Annotated in this window: 15 protein-coding genes; 10 read left to right on the top strand and 5 right to left on the bottom strand. The window is 59.0% G+C overall.

The annotated features are described in order from the left end of the window. The first annotated feature begins 4 nt into the window (after window positions 1–4). From icmH to JNX03_RS08340, 4 genes are read left to right on the top strand one after another with little or no spacing between them, the layout of a single operon-like run. Entirely contained in the window at window positions 5–1,438 is a 1,434-nt protein-coding gene (icmH, locus tag JNX03_RS08355) for a type IVB secretion system protein IcmH/DotU (RefSeq protein WP_203211917.1), read from the top strand. Then, window positions 1,435–4,995 (top strand): type VI secretion system membrane subunit TssM, encoded by a 3,561-nt coding sequence (tssM, locus tag JNX03_RS08350; RefSeq protein ID WP_203211916.1) that lies wholly within the window; start codon window positions 1,435–1,437, stop codon window positions 4,993–4,995. The genes icmH and tssM overlap by 4 nt, the downstream gene beginning before the upstream one ends. Further along, the gene (tagF, locus tag JNX03_RS08345; protein WP_203211915.1) at window positions 4,995–5,678 is read left to right on the top strand and encodes a type VI secretion system-associated protein TagF; all 684 of its coding nucleotides are present in this window, start codon (window positions 4,995–4,997) and stop codon (window positions 5,676–5,678) included. Before tssM ends, tagF begins: the two co-directional genes overlap by 1 nt. Further along, window positions 5,675–6,397, top strand: coding sequence for a PP2C family protein-serine/threonine phosphatase (locus tag JNX03_RS08340; RefSeq protein ID WP_203211914.1), 723 nt, complete (start codon window positions 5,675–5,677; stop codon window positions 6,395–6,397). The genes tagF and JNX03_RS08340 overlap by 4 nt, the downstream gene beginning before the upstream one ends. Window positions 6,398–6,414: 17 nt before the next feature. Here JNX03_RS08340 and JNX03_RS08335 read toward each other — a convergent pair whose 3' ends face one another. Together JNX03_RS08335 and JNX03_RS08330 are read right to left on the bottom strand one after the other, a co-directional pair. Continuing rightward, entirely contained in the window at window positions 6,415–8,586 is a 2,172-nt protein-coding gene (locus JNX03_RS08335) for a serine/threonine protein kinase (protein WP_203211913.1), read from the bottom strand. Window positions 8,587–8,620: 34 nt separating this feature from the next. Further along, complete coding sequence (locus JNX03_RS08330) at window positions 8,621–9,175, bottom strand: OmpA family protein (protein ID WP_203211912.1); 555 nt, start codon at window positions 9,173–9,175, stop codon at window positions 8,621–8,623. Window positions 9,176–9,376: 201 nt separating this feature from the next. Here JNX03_RS08330 and JNX03_RS08325 point away from each other — a divergent pair, with 201 nt between their 5' ends. The 5 genes from JNX03_RS08325 (at window position 9,377) to JNX03_RS08305 (ending at window position 15,296) form a co-directional block, all read left to right on the top strand. Beyond that, the gene (locus tag JNX03_RS08325) at window positions 9,377–10,234 is read left to right on the top strand and encodes a M15 family metallopeptidase (protein WP_203211911.1); all 858 of its coding nucleotides are present in this window, start codon (window positions 9,377–9,379) and stop codon (window positions 10,232–10,234) included. Between the two features lie 185 nt (window positions 10,235–10,419). Beyond that, entirely contained in the window at window positions 10,420–10,809 is a 390-nt protein-coding gene (locus tag JNX03_RS08320; RefSeq protein ID WP_203211910.1) for a hypothetical protein, read from the top strand. A gap of 131 nt (window positions 10,810–10,940) precedes the next feature. Next, window positions 10,941–12,692, top strand: coding sequence for a hypothetical protein (locus JNX03_RS08315; protein ID WP_203245103.1), 1,752 nt, complete (start codon window positions 10,941–10,943; stop codon window positions 12,690–12,692). After that, on the top strand, window positions 12,685–13,932 hold the full coding sequence (locus JNX03_RS08310) for a ribulose-bisphosphate carboxylase large subunit family protein (RefSeq protein WP_203211908.1): 1,248 nt from the start codon (window positions 12,685–12,687) through the stop codon (window positions 13,930–13,932). Before JNX03_RS08315 ends, JNX03_RS08310 begins: the two co-directional genes overlap by 8 nt. Next, window positions 13,929–15,296 (top strand): four-carbon acid sugar kinase family protein, encoded by a 1,368-nt coding sequence (locus JNX03_RS08305; RefSeq protein ID WP_203211907.1) that lies wholly within the window; start codon window positions 13,929–13,931, stop codon window positions 15,294–15,296. The genes JNX03_RS08310 and JNX03_RS08305 overlap by 4 nt, the downstream gene beginning before the upstream one ends. Here the strand turns inward: JNX03_RS08305 and JNX03_RS08300 are convergent. Next, the gene (locus JNX03_RS08300) at window positions 15,281–16,114 is read right to left on the bottom strand and encodes a sugar phosphate isomerase/epimerase family protein (protein ID WP_203211906.1); all 834 of its coding nucleotides are present in this window, start codon (window positions 16,112–16,114) and stop codon (window positions 15,281–15,283) included. The genes JNX03_RS08305 and JNX03_RS08300 overlap by 16 nt on opposite strands. Before the next feature lie 3 nt (window positions 16,115–16,117). Continuing rightward, window positions 16,118–16,954 (bottom strand): phosphogluconate dehydrogenase C-terminal domain-containing protein, encoded by an 837-nt coding sequence (locus JNX03_RS08295; RefSeq protein ID WP_203211905.1) that lies wholly within the window; start codon window positions 16,952–16,954, stop codon window positions 16,118–16,120. A 179-nt stretch (window positions 16,955–17,133) separates the two neighbouring features. On the opposite strand from JNX03_RS08295, the gene nanR reads away from it, so the two are divergent. Further along, a complete protein-coding gene (gene nanR, locus JNX03_RS08290) occupies window positions 17,134–17,859 on the top strand; it encodes a transcriptional regulator NanR (protein ID WP_203211904.1) in 726 nt (241 codons plus the stop codon). 20 nt (window positions 17,860–17,879) lie between these two features. Here the strand turns inward: nanR and JNX03_RS08285 are convergent, their stop codons facing one another. After that, window positions 17,880–18,881: a Gfo/Idh/MocA family protein gene (locus JNX03_RS08285; protein ID WP_203211903.1), complete on the bottom strand. Its 1,002-nt coding sequence runs from the start codon at window positions 18,879–18,881 to the stop codon at window positions 17,880–17,882. Between the last annotated feature and the right edge of the window lies 1 nt (window position 18,882).

The following is an 18,882-nucleotide window of genomic DNA, read 5'->3' as shown; positions in this document are numbered from 1 at the left end:
CGCGATGTCTGATGACGACCCGTTCGCCGAACCTGGCGATACCGACAAGACGGTGATTAAACCCAACCCCGGCGGGCGTCGGTCTGCGGGGCAATCGCAACCTGCGGCGCCAGCGCCCGCAGCTCCAGCGCCCATGCCGCAAGAACATAGCACTGCGCGGGAGGGCGGCCCGGAAGCTTTTGGCGTTCCCAACCCACAAGGCGGCCAGCGCAGCGCGGCGCAGACCCGCAAATCCCACAATGAACCAGAGCTTGTCCTGACGGGCATGAACACGCTGAACGCTTGCGCGGCGCCGCTTTTTGCTTTGGTCAGCCGTATCCAGAACCAGGCACAGCATATGGACGCGGAAAAGCTGCGCCAATCGGTTGTGTCCGAGGTACGGGCCTTTGAAAATCGAGCATTGCAGGCGGGGATTGCGGCCCAAACGGTGAAGGCCGCGCGCTATGCGCTATGCGCGACGATAGATGATATCGTGCTGAACACACCTTGGGGCGGGCAATCCAACTGGGGTCTGCAATCCATGGTCGGCACGTTTCACCGCGAAACAGTCGGCGGCGATCGTTTCTATGATCTTCTGGCGCGGCTGCAAAAGGACGCTGGCAACAATCTGGAATTGCTGGAGTTTCTTTACATGTGCCTCTCGCTTGGTTTTGAGGGGCGCTTGCGGGTCGAACAGGGCGGGCCGGAAAAGCATCAGCGTATCCGGCTTGGGCTGGCGCAATTGATCCGGGCGCAGCGCGGGGATTTTGAAAGAGATCTCTCACCGCAATGGAAGGGTGTCGACAAACCCCATCGCGCTATGTCGGCGTGGAAACCAGTTTGGATCGCGCTTGCTGTCACAGGTATCTTGCTGATCGCCGAATTTGCCGGATTGAGCTATGTTCTGTCCAACCGGACCGAGAACTTGATCGGGCAATTGTCGGTGATTGACGCGGGTCCGGTGGCCGAGCTGGAACGCCGTGCGCCGCCACCACCGCCCATTCCGACCAAAGACATCCAGATCGAAAAGGTCGTGTCCTTTCTGGAGCCAGAGATCAACGAAGGGTTGGTCAAAGTCTTTGGCAAGGGCAACACATTGGTCATACGTATTGCTGGGTCTGGCATGTTCGGGTCTGGTTCTGACCGGCTGGTTGATGCCTTTGAAAAACCGATTGCACGGGTGGCCGAGGCGCTGCGCGACGAGCCCGGCAAGATCATCATTGTGGGGCATTCGGACAATGTTCCCATTCGGTCTTCGCGGTTTCCCTCGAACATGCATCTGTCGCTCGCGCGGGCCAAGTCCGTTATGAAGTCCATGGCCGCGACCGTACAGAAGACCGACCGCCTCAGCGCCGAAGGCCGCGCGGATGCCGAACCCATTGCCGACAACGGCACACGAGAAGGGCGGGCCACCAACCGCCGCATTGAAGTGATCCTCGTGCAGGAGAAAGACGCATGAAGTTTCTCCGCTTTTTCCAATCCATCCACTTTGTACTGGCGTTCTTTGCCGTCGTGCTGTCGTTGTGCATCTGGTATTTTGGTCCGCTCTTTGGTGGCGATGAAATCAGGCCACTTGGGTCTGTGCTGGTGCGTCTGGTCGTTGTTGCTGCTGTGTTGCTGGTGTTCGGGGGGATCTCGCTTGGGATTTTTCTAAAGCGGCGCAAACAAGAAACAGCAATGGTTGAAGAGATCGCCGAAAGCACCGATGCGGGCGATGACGTTGTTGGCGATGAAATTTCTGAGCTGCGGACCAAGCTGAAAACCGCGATGGCAGATTTGCGCAAGTCCAAGAACGGGCGGACGCATCTGAACGAATTGCCGTGGTACATCATGATTGGCCCGCCCGGCGCGGGCAAGACAACGGCGATCGTCAATTCAGGCATGCAATTTCCGCTGGCCGAAAAAATGGGCAAGGCGGCCATTGGCGGTGTGGGCGGCACGCGCAATTGCGACTGGTGGTTTGCCAATGATGCCGTGCTGATCGATACGGCGGGCCGCTATACAACTCAGGAAAGCGACGCCAAGGCGGACAATGCCGCTTGGCTTGGCTTTTTGCGGTTGCTCAAGAAATTCCGCAAACGCCAGCCGATCAACGGCGCGATCATTGCCATCAGCCTGAGCGATCTGGCTTTGCAGGATGAGATCACCCAGAATGGCCATGCCAATGCGGTGCGCAAGCGTTTGGTTGAACTGCGCGAGACCCTCGCGGCGCGGTTCCCTGTTTATGTGCTGTTCACCAAGGCGGACCTGATCGCGGGTTTCATGGAATTCCATGACAGTTTGGGCAAGGAGGACCGCGAACAGGTCTGGGGCTTCACCTTTGAGCTGGATACAGCCAAGGGCGATGCCTCCCCCGTGGCCGGTTTTGATGAACAGTTTGCGGCGCTGTTGGAGCGGCTCAATTCGCAATCCCTTGAAAAAATGCAAGCCGAAACCGACCCGCAGCGCCGGTCGCTGATTGCAGGGTTTCCAAGTCAGGTTGCATCTATGCGCGGCGTCGCCCGCACCTTTTTGAACGAAGTCTTTCAGGAAAATCGTTATCAGCAGCGGCAAATGCTGCGCGGGGCCTATTTCACCTCCGGCACGCAGGAAGGCACGCCCATCGACCGTCTGATGCTCAGCATGGCGCGGACCTTCGGGATTGGCCGGCAGGCCATCGGCAGTGGGCAGGGCGCGGGGCGGTCCTATTTCCTGACCCGCCTGTTTGAACAGGTAATCTTTCCCGAGGCGGGTCTGGTGTCTGCCGATGCCAAGGTTGAACGCCGCTACAAGATCACAAAATGGGCTGCCATTGCCGCGACCGTATTGGTCGCGGTCGGCGTTGGGGCGCTTTTGGTGCGGTCCTTTCAGGGCAACAGTGCGCTGATCGCCGAGGCCAACGAAAATGTTGCGAATTATAGTGTTGTGGCGGCATCACTGCCCATCAGTCCGATCGGCGATACCGATCTGGTGCCGGTGGTTGAGGCGCTGAATGTGCTGAAGATGCTTCCGGACAACCCTACTGTTGGGGCGCCCAAGCCGGAAACCAAGCTGACCTACGGTTTGTATCAAGGCGAGGTCATCGGATCGCAAGCGGCGCAGACCTATCGGCGGGCCTTGAACCAGCGGTTCTTGCCACGGCTCCTGCTGCGCCTTGAGGAACAGATCAGCGGCAATATGAACAACCCAGATCTGCTTTATGAGGCGTTGAAAATCTATCTGATGCTGGGTCTGCAAGGGCCAATGAACCAGGATCTGGTGCGTGAATGGATGGTGCTGGACTGGTCGCTAGCCTATCCCGGACCGTCCCGTGATGCCTTTCGCGCCGATCTTGAGGCGCATCTTGAGGCACTGTTGACCCAGCCTATGCAGGAGATCGCACTAAACGGGCCATTGGTCGAACAAGTGCAGGGCTTGCTGTCTGAAATGCCTCTGGCACAGCGGGTCTATAACGGCATCATCAACAGCCCTGCCGCCGCCGAACTGCCGAAATGGCGGATCACGGATGTCAGCGGCCCTGCGGTGTCGCGGGTATTTGTGCGGTCCTCCGGCAAGGCGTTGAACGAAGGTATCGAGGGCATCTTTACCCACGCGGGGTTCAACCGGGTATTCTTGGACGAAGCATTGGGGGTGGCCGCGCGTATCCAGCGTGAAAGCTGGGTTCTTGGCCCCCGCGGCGAGGCAGAGCAAACCGAACAGGCGCTGTCCGCGCTCAGCCGCGATGTACTGGATCTTTACTACAACGATTACATCTCGCGCTACGATGCGATTCTGGGCGATGTGGACATCATCCCGCTTGAATCTCTCAGCCACGCGGTTGAGGTGACAAATGTCCTGTCTGGCCCTACCTCACCAATTGTCAATCTGCTTGAAGCAATAGCGGAAGAAACCAAGCTGGCTTCGGAGACAGGGGCAACCGGTGGATCTGGTGTTGCGGCCGACCTTGGTCAGGCAGCTGACAATGAGGTGCAGCGTTCAGTCAGCTACCGGACACGTATCTTGCTTGAGGCGCTGTCAAAATCCGCTGCCGCAACGGGCGCACCGCCCCCCAAGGCACCGGGCACCTATGTGGAAGAGCGGTTCGAATGGTTGCACCGCCTGACAGAAGCGCCGGAGCCGGGCCTGCCGTCGCAGCTGGGCGAGTTGATGACCCTGCTGACAGAGCTGTATCAAGAGCTGAACAAGATGAGCTTCTCCGGCTCGTCCACGGGGGGTGAGGGCGGCATTGCAATCAAACGGTTCCTTGACGCTGCTGCCCGTGCGGATGGGCCGCTTGAACGTTGGGCGACACAGATCGCGTCCGGGTCGTCAGGGATCACTTCGGACAGCACCCGATCAGGGATCAATGCGCGGTGGCAGTCCAGCATTCTGCCTTTCTGCCAGCAGGCGCTGACCGACCGTTATCCGTTCAACCAAAGAGCGCGGGCTGACGTGGCGATTGCGGATTTTCAGAAATTGTTCGGGCCAACCGGCCTGATTGACAGTTTCGTCAATGAAAACCTGCTCAAGTATATCGACACCCGCACACGGCCCTGGTCGTGGAAACGTGTAAATGACGTTGATCTGGGGATCAGCCCTGCGGTCCTCAAACAACTGCAATATGCCGCTGAAATCCGTGAGGCATTCTTTGCTGGCGGGGCCACACCGACGATCCAGTTCCAGATCATGCCGCAGGCGCTTGACCCCAAGGCCAAGTCTGTGGCGCTGGAAATTCACGGCAGTCAGGTAAACTTTTCCCATGGGGACAGGGCGCCAACACCGGTGGCGGTGGAATGGCCGGGCGGTGTTGGGCTGGCGCGGCTGGTGTTTGCCCCGCAACCGCGCAACATCGAAAGCGTGCTGCAACGCGACGGCCCCTGGGCGTGGTTCCGTCTGTTGAATGCAGCGACGGTGCGGCGCACAAATGTGTCTGATCGCAAGCGGGTGATCTTTACGGTCGGGGGGCGCATCGCGATCTTCCAGCTGCAGTCCGGATCGGTGATCAACCCCTTTGCTTTGCCTGCCTTGTCGAAATTCAGCTGCCCAAAGACATTCTGATGGGGTCGGCTGGGTTCGGAGCCTATGGCAAAATTCCCAGCATCGGGGATTTTTTCCGTCTGGACCCTCCACCGGGTTTTGTTTCTGTCTGGGACAATTGGTTGCAGCGCTGTTTGGTGTCGGGCACCCATACATACGGCGGCCAATGGGACGCGCTTTATATGTCGGTACCGATCTGGCGGTTTTGCCTGTCGCCGGGGCTGGCCGGGGCGGGTAAGATCATCGGTGTTCTGATGCCATCGGTGGATCGGGTCGGGCGGCGGTTTCCGCTGACATTGATGGCGCCGCTGATATCCGCCGCGCCTGTGTTGTCCGATCATTTCTCCAACGCGGATCTCTTTTCCCGGCTTGAAGATATAGCGCTGGCCTCCCTTGATGATGAAACCGGCCGGGACGGGCTGGAGGCTGCTTTGTCCACGTTAAACGGCCCAGTGGCTGGCGCGGCGGCAAAAGTGTCGCAAGGGGCGAGCCGGATGACAATGCAGCAGTCCGGATCGGAGGCCGATCTACTGGCAGCATTGGCAGGACGGTCAATGCCCGCCCATCTGACCGCGCCCAGCGTTTGGTCTGCGCAAATTGACGGGGATCAACGGATTTTGGTTTGCGAAGGTCTGCCAGAAGGCCCGAACATGCAGGCGCTGTTTGATTTCGACGCAGCGGTCTGGACGGAGGAGGCGACATGAGCGACATCACACAAGTGCGCTATAACGCGCGATCCCATGTCGGGCTCAAACGGGCCGTAAATGAAGATTCGCTTTTGGCCCTGCCAGAGCAGAAGATCTGGGTGGTGTCCGACGGTATGGGCGGCCATGCGGCAGGGGATTACGCCAGCCAATTGATCACCGGGTTGATTGCCACAATCGACCCCGACCTGCCTGCCGCCGATACGATGCATGCCCTGCGCGGTGCAATCCAAAGCGCCCATGCGATGATCCTAGCCGAAGCCGAGACCCGGCAGGTTGAGGTGATCGGCGCAACGGTTGCCTGTCTGGTTCTGGCCAATTCCCACTTTGTCGGGATCTGGGCCGGTGACAGCCGCATCTACCGCTTTCGCGATGGGGAAATTCAGATGCTGACGGCAGATCATTCTATCGTTGCAACTTTGGTGCAATCTGGTCAGTTGACCTGGGACGAGGCCGAACAGCATCCGCAATCCAATGCCATCACCCGCGCGGTTGGGGTGGGCGAAGAGCTGGAGCTGGACAAAGTGCGCGGCGAAGTGGAGCCGGGCGACCGGTTCTTGCTATGCTCTGACGGGCTGACCAAATATGCGACCTTTGGGATGCTCGAAAAGGTTCTGGCGCAATCCCCGCTTGAGACGATCACGGACCGGTTGATCCAGATCGCATTGGATGGCGGCGGCGCGGACAACATCACCGTTATTGTCGTGGATGTCGATTAGGCCGGACCAGTATAACGCTAGCGGGTCGAGGTCGTAAGGATCTTGCTGTCGAGCGAATAGATCTCCGCCTGGTTCACCCCTTCTTGGGCCAGCAGTGCCTCTGAATAACTGAGCGCGGATTCGCTTGTGGGGCGCATTTCATCGAACAAGGGCGCGCTGGAGTGGATCACGATGATCTTGGATTTCCCGACAGTTGAATCGTCCACCCGAAACGCGATCTCGCCGTTTTCGCGGGGGCTGTTCACGGCGTATGCCACGCGAATGGTCTGTGCCCCCTCCGCGCCCTCGCGCAGGTCTGCTACGGCGTTGCTGGCGCGGTTGATATTCGGCAGCAGGTGAAAGACGTTGCCAGACACGTCCAGCACTGAAACCGAAAGGTAGCCTGAATTCACCTCGGGCGGCAGTTGCACATCAATCACAGGGTTTTCACCAACGACAAAGTCGCCGGTCAGGTTTGGGGCGTTGTCATTGTCGCCCTGATAAAAGACCACGTCGATGTCGCTGGTCGGAGCCTTGGGCAGAATGCTTTCCATCAGGCACAATGTTGGATTCAGCAGATCAACTGAGATGTTCACTGGCCGGTCGCCCGCCACATCGCCAAGCGCGGCACTGAGCGCATCACGGCTTTGCGGGCTGGCCATCGTGCCACCAACCGTGATTGCGCTGCCCAGCCCGTAACCCACCGCAGGTGGGTCGATGAGCGACAGAGGCCCGCAATCGGCCCGCGCCTTGAGGATCGGGGTCAACCGTTCCGCCGGCAGGACAAGTTCGTTCAGTCGGAAGGCCGCATCTGTCTGAAGTTCGCCAATGGTGCCTGCATCAAACAGGGTTTGAAGCTGGTCATAATCGGCTTTGTCCGTTGTCTCACCTTCGATCACAACGTCATTGCCGGACACGGAGACGCGCCAGACCTCCAGATCATCTACGGCGTCCAGAATTGTCAGGATATCTGCGCCCCAGCTTTCCGCAATTGCGCCGCTGGCAAGGGTCAGATCGGTGGTGCCGTTGGCCGCGCGAATGCGTTCGCGAATTTCGTCTGCCACCATGTCGGACGGGACAAATCCAACAGCGCGGGGCAGGGCGTCTTTGGCGCGGGCCATGGACAGGCGGTATGGATCCGCGACGGGCAGGGCGGGGGCCGAGGAAAAGACGCCCGACAGGAACAGCCCGATCCCTACGGCCACTGCAACCAGCCCGCCTATCACCGGAATCAGGATGCGGGATTTCTGTGGATCGGCTTTGGATTTGGCGGGGGCGGCTGGCTTGGCTTGGGCAGCGGTTGGTGCCTTTGGTTGTTTCTTTGGCAGGGGCGCGATGATTGTCGCGTCTGATAAATCATCATCTTCGTCCGGGGTGGCATCTGCGGCTGAGCCATCCAAGGCCGCCAGAACCGCCGCCGCGGATTGATAACGGTTGTCCGGCACCGGATCAGTCATCTTATCCAGCAGGGATTTCAGCGGCTCAGGCACACCATCGGTATCAAGGGGCAATGCCTTGTTCTTGACCACCTCCATTGGATTGTTGCCGATGTCGGGGGATTTGCCCCGGAAATTGGCCAACAAAAGCGCGCCCAAGGAATAGATATCTGTCCGTTCATCGGTGTGGCCGGCCATCTGTTCGGGCGCGGCATAGGCGTATTTGCCAGCGAATTCGTTGCCGACAATAGTTTCCGCGCCGGGGTTGGTGTCTTTGGCGATGCCAAAATCGATGATCACTGCCTGCGCCGGATCGCCGCCGCGCAGGATGATGTTGTCGGGCGACAGATCGCGGTGGCAAATATTATGGGCATGTGCGGCCTGCAGCCCTTCGGCAACCCGGCGGCAGATGACCAACAGGTCCTCGGCAGACATCGGCCCTTCTTTGAGCTTTTTATCAAGGCCCGGGCCATCGACATAGTCAATCAGCAGATAAACATGCCCATCGGGCGTGCGGTTGTTCTCGGCATAGCGCACCACCGCGTCATGCCGGATCTCACGCATCGCCTCTTCGCGGGTGAGCAACAGCAGATAGTCATCGTTATTGGCAAATTCGGTCTTGAGAACCTTTAGCGCAACCAGTCGGCCAGAGATCTCTGACCGGGCGCGATAAACGTCGGACGTGCCGCCCCGGCCCAGAATGGCCTCGACCCGGTAGGTATTGTTGACCAGATCACCAATCTGGAACAGGTCACTGGGAAGGGATTTGGTCATGGTGCTGTCGCTGCCGCAGAGACGGCGAGGCCCATCAACCTAATGCCTGAAATTCAACGCGCCGGTTGTCATCGCTGCGGGGATCGGAGGTGTCAAAAGGTGCACTTTCGCCCAGACCAATCGCTTCGAGGCGGTTTTCATCAACGGCGCATTCGTTCACCAGATGGCGCTTGACCTCTTGAGCGCGCAGCAATGACAGGTTCTTGTTATAGGACGCAGACCCTGAACTGTCGGTGTGACCGACGATCTGAAACAGTTTGACGTCAACCGCATTCATCACCTGGCACAGCGTGTCGAGCTTCGATTTCTGGTCATCCCGCAACGAGGCACTGTCAAAATCGAACTTGATCTTGATGTTCACCTGATCTGCCTTGGCAACCTGGGAATAGGTGGTCTGTGCCGGTTTGACCGCCGCAGTTTCCGTTGTTGCACCTGTGTCTGACCCGTCTGCGGGCACCAGAACAAGACCACGGGTCTTTTGTTTTTCGAAAGCCTGAGTGATCTCTTCTGCGGTCATCTCAGAAGAGGTCTGCGCGGCGGCAAAGGTCAATGGCATCGCAGAAATTGCAACTGCAAGCGTTACACCCATACATGTTCTACTGCGAGAAATCATAACGCGCTTCCTTTCAAAGGGATCGGGATAATATGCAAAGTCTATCCTAGGCTGCCCTGTCTCACAACGTTTTTGAGGCGGGTGTTCAACTCTGAGGTGGTTTCCGCTTGGCCGCAAGGCCGAAGCAGGCTTTACTCACACTATCCTGTTTCGGCAGCATCTTGTGGACCTCAGATCATGCGCTTGCTTCCAGCGATCCTCATCAGCCTCGCGATTGTCATCGCGCCGGTCATTTGGCTGCTATTGCCTGCTGTGCTGGTCGAAGAGAACCTGATCGACGGCCCCGCCATTGATTCCGGTGCCCGTATCGAGATTGAGATGCTCAACCAGCGGGTCGAGGATCTGCAAATCCAGATTGAAGAGCTTAGCTCGGAATTGTCCAATGTCGCAGCGCAGGCATCGCGTGCGCCGATGGGAGGCGGCGGCGGGTTGAATTCGGTGCCCGATGATGCCGATACCTTTCGCCAAAGCGGACCAAATGAGATCATAGATTCATACGCGCAGGTTGTTCTGATTGCGAACCGGCGCAAGGTGAACGAGGGTTTGGTCATTGCCGGTCCGCGGCATCTGACCAAGGTGTTCGGCCCACCGCGCGAAGTGTTGTCGGACAATTGCGAAGCGATGACAAACCCCCGATTGAAGGGGAAACTGGTCACCGAAAAGGTCGGTCCCATTCGGGTTCGGATGCTCAAACCGGCCATCGAGTCCTTGCATAAGATCATGCAGAATATTCAGGTGACCGACCCTGATCTTTATGCGCGGATCAACACCGCAGGGGCATTATGTGTCCGGCAGATCCGCGGCACGCGAGGACGGGCATCGACCCATTCCTTTGGCCTCGCGGTAGATCTGAACATCGACGGAGTGCTCGACACATTGGGCGATGGCAAGACCCAGCTGGGCTTGACCATTCTGGCTGATTTTTTCCGCAGCGAAGGCTGGGTCTGGGGCGCCGCATGGGGGCGCGAAGACAGCATGCATTTTGAGGTCAGCCGTCAATTGCTGGACCAATGGATCAAGGACGGACAGCTTTGATCTGACAGGACGATTGCCCGTCCCGCGACTTTTCCTTGTGATTGTGCTAAGATCGGCCTGCGTAGAGTAGAGGGGCGGAGTAAATCCGGCCCATAGAGCAAGCGAAATTTCTGCGCTCAGAGGCGGGCGGTGATCTGTGGCGGCCAGAGGCCTGCCGTGTCTCTTTGCGCAAATTGGACAATGCGATGGACCATAACCTTTTTCTACAGCTTCGCGCTGTGTTGAACCAATACTATCTGCCAGCCCCCGCGCCGCCAGTGGTTGGATACCTGCGCGGCAGCGCCTCACCGGGGATATGGCGGGCCAAGATTGCGGAGCGCAATGAACAGTTGATGTTGCTCGGAAACGCAGAGCCGACGGCGGCTGATTGGGCCAACGCCGGGGTAGAGCACCGTACCGGCGAGACACAGAGGATCACCCTGCCGATGCTCAATGGTTTTGTCCTGACCTACGGCGGGTTCATGGCGGGGCGGCCATGGGCGGCGATCTGCGACGAGAATGAAGACAGCGTGACCATCGGCTTTCCCAACGCACTTGCGAGTTTTGAGCAGGCCATCGCCCGAAACGGCCAGTAGCCGATCGCAGCGTGGTCCCGCGCAATCGGCCCAGCGGCCCCGATTGATTGACAAATGAACACCCAGCCCATATTCAAGAGGCAACTGGTATAATCAGGTGATCTTTTGTTTTTCGAGAAAAGTCTGAGCCCTTGGCAGTGAACCTCAACCAACTGACGTTTTCGACGGCAGGCGCGGGTCTGCGCGATCTTTCTTGGGGCGGGGTCAATATCCTGCACTCGGTGTTCTTTGCGGTTCGTGGTCTTAAGTGGGAAGTCTTGCCATCACAGGATGTCGAAGAGGTCCAAACCACAACGCCAGAGCAGTTTCATTGGACCCGTCGCGAGGTGTTTGCGGACAATTTCGAGAGCTGTCTGTCGGTCACGGCGCAAGACAGCGGTTTGATCTCACTTGAGATGTCGCTGACCAGCAGGCGGGCCTTTGAGGTCAATCGCGCCGGGTTCAATGTCTTGTTCCCCATCGACGATCTTGCCGGGAGATCTGCAAACGTCCTGCATTCAAACGGTAGGGTTGAATTGGCGAGGTTTCCAGAGCTGATCAGCCCCGAACAGCCGTTTTTCGATATGCAGGGCATCGAATATACCGTGCAGTCGGCAAAGGTTGCCCTCACTTTTGAGGGCGAGGTTTTTGAGTTGGAGGATCAGCGGAACTGGTCTGATGCATCCTTCAAGGCCTATTGTCCGCCACTTGCCGATCCGCGTCCCAGACGGTTTGAAGCAGGGGAGGTGATTTGCCAGCGCGTGACCGTCAAGATCACTGGCGCACCGCAAAAAATGGCAACGGTCAAGACCACCCAACCGCGCAGCGTCCGGATGCCGGAGATCTTGCTTGTCGCGGGCAAACCGGCCCCCCAGACGGCCCTTCCGAAAGGCGCGCGACGGTTGGTCCGGTTTGATTCAGATGCACCTTGGACGGATGCTGAATTGGGCAATCTGTCCGGTGGCACCCCCATTGATGCAGAGATTATCCTGCCGCCCGATCCGGCGCGGGCCGAATATTTTATGCGCGGACTTGCCCAAGATCTGAGAGACGCGGGCGTTGAAGTGGCACATGTTGTTGCGCTTCCTTCGGGGTATCTCAAACGGCTGCCGCCGGATGGGGCCGTCCCTTCGGGGCTTGGCCTTGCCGCGGCTGCCGACCTTGCCGCGCAAGCCTTTCGAGGCGCAGGTTTGGGCGTTGGCGCCTTGACCCATTTCACGGAGCTGAACCGTCGCCGGCCACCTGGAGGACTGGGGGCGTATGTAACCCATGGCAATGCCGCAATTGTGCATTCCGCCGATGATCAATCCGTTCTTGAAACCCTCACGGGGTTGCGCCACGTGATGCGCAGTGCCTGCGCCATAGCCGTTGATCGGGCATATCGACTTGGTCTGGTGGCGATCGCGATGCGCAGCAATCCGCATGCAGATGGGCTGCTGCCCAACCCGGATGGCGCACAGATGACCATGACCGATGATGATCCTCGGCAGCGCACCAGCTTTGGTGCCGCATATGCCGTCGCTGCGGCAACCCTTGCAGCCCGTGCCGGGGCGGAGGCGATCTGCCTCGGGGCGCTGGATGGTCCGTTTTCTATCGCTGACCAAAACCGGCGCCTGCATCCGATTGGCCATGTGGTTGGCCAGTTGGCAGGTTTGTCAGGGCGTAATGTGACAGCGGCCTATGACAACGGTGTTTACCGCCTCTGCGCAGGCACAACAGCGATAACCGCAAATTGCAGTCTTACCTCGCAGACGTTGCCCGATGGCATTTCGCCCATTGGCACTTTGTTGGTTGGCACAGACGCCGCCGCAGGCACCCATCGCGTGCTGCCTGCGATGTCCTGCCACATCTCTATGCATCCAGACAGACCTTTGCCTCAAAACCGGAGCCGCGCAGATGAGTGACCGAATAGAAGCTGACTATTTGATCGAAACCCCGATTGATCCTGCAGATGCCGCCGCCGTAATGGCAGGAGAGCAATCGTCAGGAACCTTCGTGAAACTGGCATCGGAGACGCCCGAATTGATCGAACGCGCCGCAGCGCGGGTCGAATATGTCGAGACAATAGACACCGTTGCGCAGCCCTCGTTGCCGGGGGCGATCCCGGCGCAATCCTATGCCGTGGCCAAGGTGACCCTGTCCTGGCCGCTGGAAAACCTGGGGCCGTCACTACCCAATCTGATGGCAACGATCTCAGGCAATCTGTTCGAGCTGCGCCAGTTCACCGGGCTGCGCATTCTGGATCTGCGGGTGCCCGCCGCATTCACCAGCCACAACCCCGGCCCAAAATTTGGCATAGAGGGCACCCGCCGGTTGAGCGGGGTGCATAAGCGGCCCTTGATTGGCACGATTATCAAACCATCCGTCGGACTTGACCCAACACAAACCGCTGCGATGGTTGCGGACCTTGCCGAAGCTGGCGTTGATTTTATCAAGGATGACGAATTACAGGCCGATGGTCCTGCCTGCCCCTTCGAAGATCGGGCGCGTGCAGTCATGGAGGTGATCAACCGCGCCGCAGACCGGACGGGCCGCAAGGTTATGTTTGCATTCAATCTGACAGGAGAAGTGGACGAGATGCGCCGCCGGCATGATCTGATACGGGATTTTGGCGGAACCTGTGTGATGGTATCGCTCAACTCTGTCGGACTGTCAGGGATGTTGGCCTTGGCGCGGCATTCCGAATTGCCGATCCATGCGCACCGGAATGGGTGGGGATATCTGAGCCGTGAACCGATGCTTGGGTGGTCTTACGTGGCGTGGCAAAAGTTTTGGCGGCTGGCGGGTGCGGACCACATGCATGTAAACGGGCTGCGCAACAAATTTTGCGAGGCCGACGAAAGTGTGATCCGTTCGGCGCGGGCTTGTTTGACGCCGCTGAGGCCTGAGGCGCCCTGCCTTGCGATGCCTGTCTTCTCTTCGGCGCAGACCCCGTTGCAGGCGGCGGAAACCTATCGGCAATTGGGCAGCGCAGATCTGATCCACGCGGCTGGGGGCGGCATTGCAGGCCACCCCCACGGCGCGGCCGCCGGTGTTCGGGCGATGCGGGCGGCATGGGATGCGGCCATGAATGGTATTCCTATCGGCGAAGCGGCGCGGGGCAATCCGGCGCTGGCGGCGGCAATCAAGGCGTTTGATCAATGACCCCCTTGATGGCGTGGTATGGTGACGACTTCACCGGATCAGCCGCAGTGCTGGAGGTATTGGCTTTTGCAGGGGTGTCCGGGGTCTTGTTCCTAAAGCCGCCAACCGACCAGCAAAGGGACCGATTTAGCGCTGCACGGGCGGTTGGACTTGCGGGGGCGGCGCGGGCGCAAACGCCAGAATGGATGGAGGCCAATCTGCCAGTGGCCTTTGAGTGGTTGCATCAGAGCGGGGCGGAGATCGCGCTTTACAAGGTTTGCTCCACACTGGATTCCGCCCCGCAGGTCGGGTCAATTGGCCGGGCCATTGATATTGGCCAGCGGGTTTTTGACAATGCATGGGTGCCCTGCCTCGTCGCGGCACCGCAAATGCGCCGCTACCAGTGCTTTGGCCATCTTTTTGCCGGTGCGCCGACCAAAGTGTACCGGTTGGACCGGCATCCCGTGATGGCCCGGCATCCGGTCACGCCGATGCAGGAATCCGATGTTGCGCTGCACCTCTCACGCCAGACCGGGCGGCAGTTCGGGTTGGTTGATCTGGCAGCGTTGGTTGATGATGAAGGGGCTGCGTCCTGTCTGGCCAATGCCGTGCAAAGCGGCGCGGAAATCATCAGTTTGGATGCGCAGAGCGAGGCTGACATGTCCCGTTGCGGCAAGTTGATCTGGGACAACCGCCAAGCGCCGCAATTCGCGGTCGGCTCGCAGGGGGTGGCTTACGCACTGGTGGCCCATTGGGCCGCGACCGGCGTTATCCCAACGGCGCCCGCGCTGCCGCGCCTCGCTCCGGTGCAGAATATACTCGCGGTGTCAGGCTCTGTTTCTGCGGTCACTGCGGCGCAGATTGCACATGCCACTTCACACGGATTCGTCGGGATCGCCCTTGATGCTGCTGAGATTGCTGTAGATGGTCCGGCATCGCGCAGGGCGCTGGACGCCGCGCGCGGCGCTGCAGTCAAGGCATTCCAGTCTGGGCAAAGCCCGCTGATCTACACGGCGCGCGGGCCTGACGATCCCGCGGTTGAGCGGTACCGGCGGTCAGTCGCGGCAGCTGGCCTGACACTGCACGAAACGAACCGTCGCATCGGGCATGTCCTTGGCCGACTTCTGCAAGATCTCATTGCACAGACCGGCGCGTCGCGGGTTGTCATATCCGGCGGCGACAGTTCCAGCCATGCCGCCCAAGAGCTGAACATATTTGCGCTTGAGGCGCTTGCACCGGTTTCGCCGGGGGCGGCGATGTTTCGTGCGGCGTCGGACGATCCGGCAACAGACGGGCTAGAGATCGCGTTGAAGGGCGGGCAGATGGGGCGCACCAGCTTTTTTTGTGACTTGCGCGACGGTGTGCGGGATCACACCAACCCGTAACTACGGCAAAATGCGCGTGAGGTGGTGAGGGCCGCCGCAATTTCGGTGCGGCTGCACGGATGTTCGCGCCGCGCCGGATCCGCGCGGCCCGGACGCGCCAGGCGCAATGGCATTTCCAACGAGGCGGGGACATCCCCATGCTGCATCAGTGCAGGAATGATCTGGTCATAGGGCAAATCGCCTTGGCCAATGGGCGTAAACACCCAATCATCGGCGACGGTTGCAATGTCTTTGAGGTGGTAGTGAACGACGTGCCGCAGATCACCGGCCAGATCGTCAAGCGGGTCACATGCGCCGCGTGAATATGTGAAAACATTGCCGATATCGTAGTTCAATCCGATCCAATCAGCGCCGATCCGGTCAAGCAACGCGTTGCCCTCGGCAAGCGTACCAATCAGGTTGTCCGCCCCGTGCCCGGGGTTTTCCAGGGCCAGAACAACGCCCGTTGCCTCGCATTCATCTTGCGCAGTCTCAAGCGCGGCGCGAAAACTGTCCATTCGGGCATGAGACGCAGAATTGGTGATCAGGAATTCCGCGCCCAGTTCCGCCGCAAAACGAACCCGGCGGCGCAGCATTTCTGCCGCGTCCGCCTCGCCCAAATCCAGATGTGCCGACACCGCGCGAATGCCCAGGCCTTCGGTCTGGGCGCGGTGCCGCAATTGCCGGGCGGCGGGCTCGGAAAGGTCGGTCTCACCAAAATCGACATAGCCATGAATATAGGCAGGTTCGACCAGCGTGAAACCGGCCTCGGCTATATCGGCGAGACCGGCATCAAAGCTGTAGCCATCGTAGAGAACCGTGGAAACTGCAAGCGTCACGGATCAACCGCCGCGAACGATCAGCTCAGAGGCTTCCTTGACCACTTTGGGGTCGAGGGCGCGGCGCCAGTCATCCTTGACCACCACTTTCTTGGCAAATTCCATCAACCGAAGCGCAGCGTCAGACGGCACTTTGGGTGAGAATCCGAACCACATGGCCAATTCGACGTTGAGATGCCCGATCAGGAAATCAAATGCGGCTTGCCGGTCGATGTCGTAGGTCTTTTCGCATTCATCCACCGCTTCGACCATGACGTCGATGAAGGGCATGGCGACCATCTCGGACAAGCCCGGCTCAAGAATGGCCAGTTGTTCGGTGGTCACCCGGTGCGTGCGGATGATCGGCGACCACATGGTTTCACAAATCTCGCGGCCAATATCGTAGTGTTCCTCTGGTCCCTGCATCAAGGCGCAAACGATGGCTTGATTGGCCACACCGCCGTGATAGTCGCGGCGGGCCTCCCAATCGGTTTCGTCGTTGAAAATGGGCGGATGACACGGATGGCCGATAAAGTAGGTGATATCCTCGCGTTCGGGCAAGACCCCGGCATAGGGCGCAGCCGCGTCCAGGATCAGTACAATCGTGCCAGGCTTGAGGCGTGGCACCAATTTGTCCGCGACCTGCCCGATAACAGAATCCGGCAGGGCAAGCACAACAGCATCAACCGTTTTGATCCAATCATCGCCATCGGTCACCGGAATGCCTGCATTGCCAAGGCGTTCCCGGCCTTCGTCAGAAATTTCGATCGCAACCAGATCATATTGAGATTCATGGATTTTTCGCGAAATTCGCGCACCCATTTTTCCGCCTGCACCGAGTATCGCAATTTTATTGTTCATGTACTTACCGTTTGGATTTCAGATAGAGATTATGTGATTAACATAGTATACCACTTTATGCGGCAAACCCCGGGATAAGTCAACACTGCGGCCAAAGGGCTGGAAACGTCGGGTTCACTGGTTTACATGTCATACAAGTGCAATGAGCGATCGGAAGATCTTGAGATAGCGAGGCAACCTTGGCCCCCCAGACCCAACCGATACGACGTCGAAAGCTGAGCGACGAAGTCAAAGAGCGCATTCTTGAGACCATTCAACGCGAGGCTTTGGGGCCGGGGGATATCCTGCCGTCAGAGCGCGAGTTGATGAACCAGTATGGCGTTGGCCGACCCGCGATTCGAGAGGCGATGCAATCGCTGCAAAGCATGGGTTTGATCGAGGTGCGCCACGGCGAACGGCCGCGGGTCGCAGAACCGTCCATGGATGGTGCGCTGGATCAGATGAGCCTGACAATGAAGCATATCCTGTCGCATTCCGGGACCACGCTTGAGCATCTCAAGGAAGCCCGGATCGGGCTGGAATGCTATTTGGTGGGCCGGGCCGCAGATATGCGCACGCAGGCGCAATTGGATCATCTGGCCGAGATCATGGATGCGCTGCGGGATGCGCGGGATGCGCCGGTGAAATTCATGACTTTGGACGGCCGTTTCCATCAGGCAATCGCCGAGATACCCGGCAATCCGCTTTACAGTGCTGTGACCCATGCGATTTTCGACTGGCTTTCGGTGTTTCACGTCGCCAATGTGCGCACGCCGGGCCTCGAAGAACTGACCCTGTCGGAGCATCAAGAGATTTTTGATGCCATCGCCCAGGGGGATCCGGCGCAGGCGCGCAGCGCGATGAAACGGCACCTGATGCGCAGCAATGCCCTGTACGATCAGGCCAACGCCCGCAGCGATTCCTAGCAACCCTCTCGCACGGATGGTTACTGCGGCGCCGCACCTATCGGGGCAGAAAGCGCATAGGCTTGTTCGACCAGACGCAGCGTTTTGAGATTGTCCTCAAGACCGGTCTCAAAGGCGCCGCCGCTTTCCAGTTGTTCAACAAAATGCGCGATGGTCGCGGATGCGGCCTCGGCAAGCAGGTTGTCCTCACCAAAGTCGATTTCCTGAGGTTGCGGCCCATGCAGGCGCAGCAAAGTGTTTTCAAGGGTCACGCGCCCCTTCGAACCCAGTATTTCCAGCCAATCGCTTGCGCCGTTTGGGGTGCCATGTGCGGTCATATCGCCGCTGATCAACACCGGAACCGCGTTGGTGGTTTCTGCATATAAGGTTGCCGAGGTTTCGCCGGTGATTTGAGGATCCACGCGGGCGGCGCGGGCAGAGATCAGATTGAGATCCCCGACAAGGAAACGAACCGTGTCGATGTTGTGGATCAACACTTCGGCAAGCACGAGGCGGGGCTCTTTCAACATGAACGGCTGGCGGCCAGCCGCAGGCCGCATGCCGGTCTCATCAGGCAGCATCGCGGTGGACCGCATCGCCATCGAGACATGGCGAATGTCACCGACAAGACCCTGGTCAATCCATTGTTTGATCCGGCGGTAGGGCTGACGGAACCGCCAGTTTTCATGCACCATAAACCGGTCTTCCGCGCACAGCTTTTGCGCAAACTCTTCCGCCTCGGCCAGTGAGGGTGCAAGCGGTTTTTGACAAATGACAGGCAATCCGGCCGCGAGACCGGCCAGCGATTGTTCGATGTGCACCTGTCGTGGGGCCGCGACGTCCAGCACGTCAATCTCGCCTGCATCTATCATGGCGCGTGCATCCGTGTGGATTTTGCCAATCTGGTAGTGATCCGCGGTGAAATGTGTCCGTGCAAGGTCCGGGTCCGCGATGGCCACCACTTCTGCACCTGCGCGGCGCCATGCCTCGATATGTACGGGCGCGATATAGCCAGCGCCGGATAGTCCAATTCTCAGTCCCATG

This window comes from Sulfitobacter mediterraneus (genome assembly GCF_016801775.1).
Taxonomy (GTDB): Bacteria; Pseudomonadota; Alphaproteobacteria; order Rhodobacterales; family Rhodobacteraceae; genus Sulfitobacter; species Sulfitobacter mediterraneus_A.
This window is presented reverse-complemented; position numbering and strand designations above follow the sequence as displayed.

What these genes read in the sequence shown, in the direction of transcription:
- icmH (WP_203211917.1), top strand. Translation starts at nt 5, where the DNA reads ATGTCTGATGACGACCCGTTCGCCGAACCTGGCGATACCGACAAGACG.
- tssM (WP_203211916.1), top strand. Translation starts at nt 1,435, where the DNA reads ATGAAGTTTCTCCGCTTTTTCCAATCCATCCACTTTGTACTGGCGTTC.
- tagF (WP_203211915.1), top strand. Translation starts at nt 4,995, where the DNA reads ATGGGGTCGGCTGGGTTCGGAGCCTATGGCAAAATTCCCAGCATCGGG.
- JNX03_RS08340 (WP_203211914.1), top strand. Translation starts at nt 5,675, where the DNA reads ATGAGCGACATCACACAAGTGCGCTATAACGCGCGATCCCATGTCGGG.
- JNX03_RS08335 (WP_203211913.1), bottom strand. Translation starts at nt 8,586, where the DNA reads ATGACCAAATCCCTTCCCAGTGACCTGTTCCAGATTGGTGATCTGGTC.
- JNX03_RS08330 (WP_203211912.1), bottom strand. Translation starts at nt 9,175, where the DNA reads ATGGGTGTAACGCTTGCAGTTGCAATTTCTGCGATGCCATTGACCTTT.
- JNX03_RS08325 (WP_203211911.1), top strand. Translation starts at nt 9,377, where the DNA reads ATGCGCTTGCTTCCAGCGATCCTCATCAGCCTCGCGATTGTCATCGCG.
- JNX03_RS08320 (WP_203211910.1), top strand. Translation starts at nt 10,420, where the DNA reads ATGGACCATAACCTTTTTCTACAGCTTCGCGCTGTGTTGAACCAATAC.
- JNX03_RS08310 (WP_203211908.1), top strand. Translation starts at nt 12,685, where the DNA reads ATGAGTGACCGAATAGAAGCTGACTATTTGATCGAAACCCCGATTGAT.
- JNX03_RS08305 (WP_203211907.1), top strand. Translation starts at nt 13,929, where the DNA reads ATGACCCCCTTGATGGCGTGGTATGGTGACGACTTCACCGGATCAGCC.
- JNX03_RS08295 (WP_203211905.1), bottom strand. Translation starts at nt 16,954, where the DNA reads ATGAACAATAAAATTGCGATACTCGGTGCAGGCGGAAAAATGGGTGCG.
- JNX03_RS08285 (WP_203211903.1), bottom strand. Translation starts at nt 18,881, where the DNA reads ATGGGACTGAGAATTGGACTATCCGGCGCTGGCTATATCGCGCCCGTA.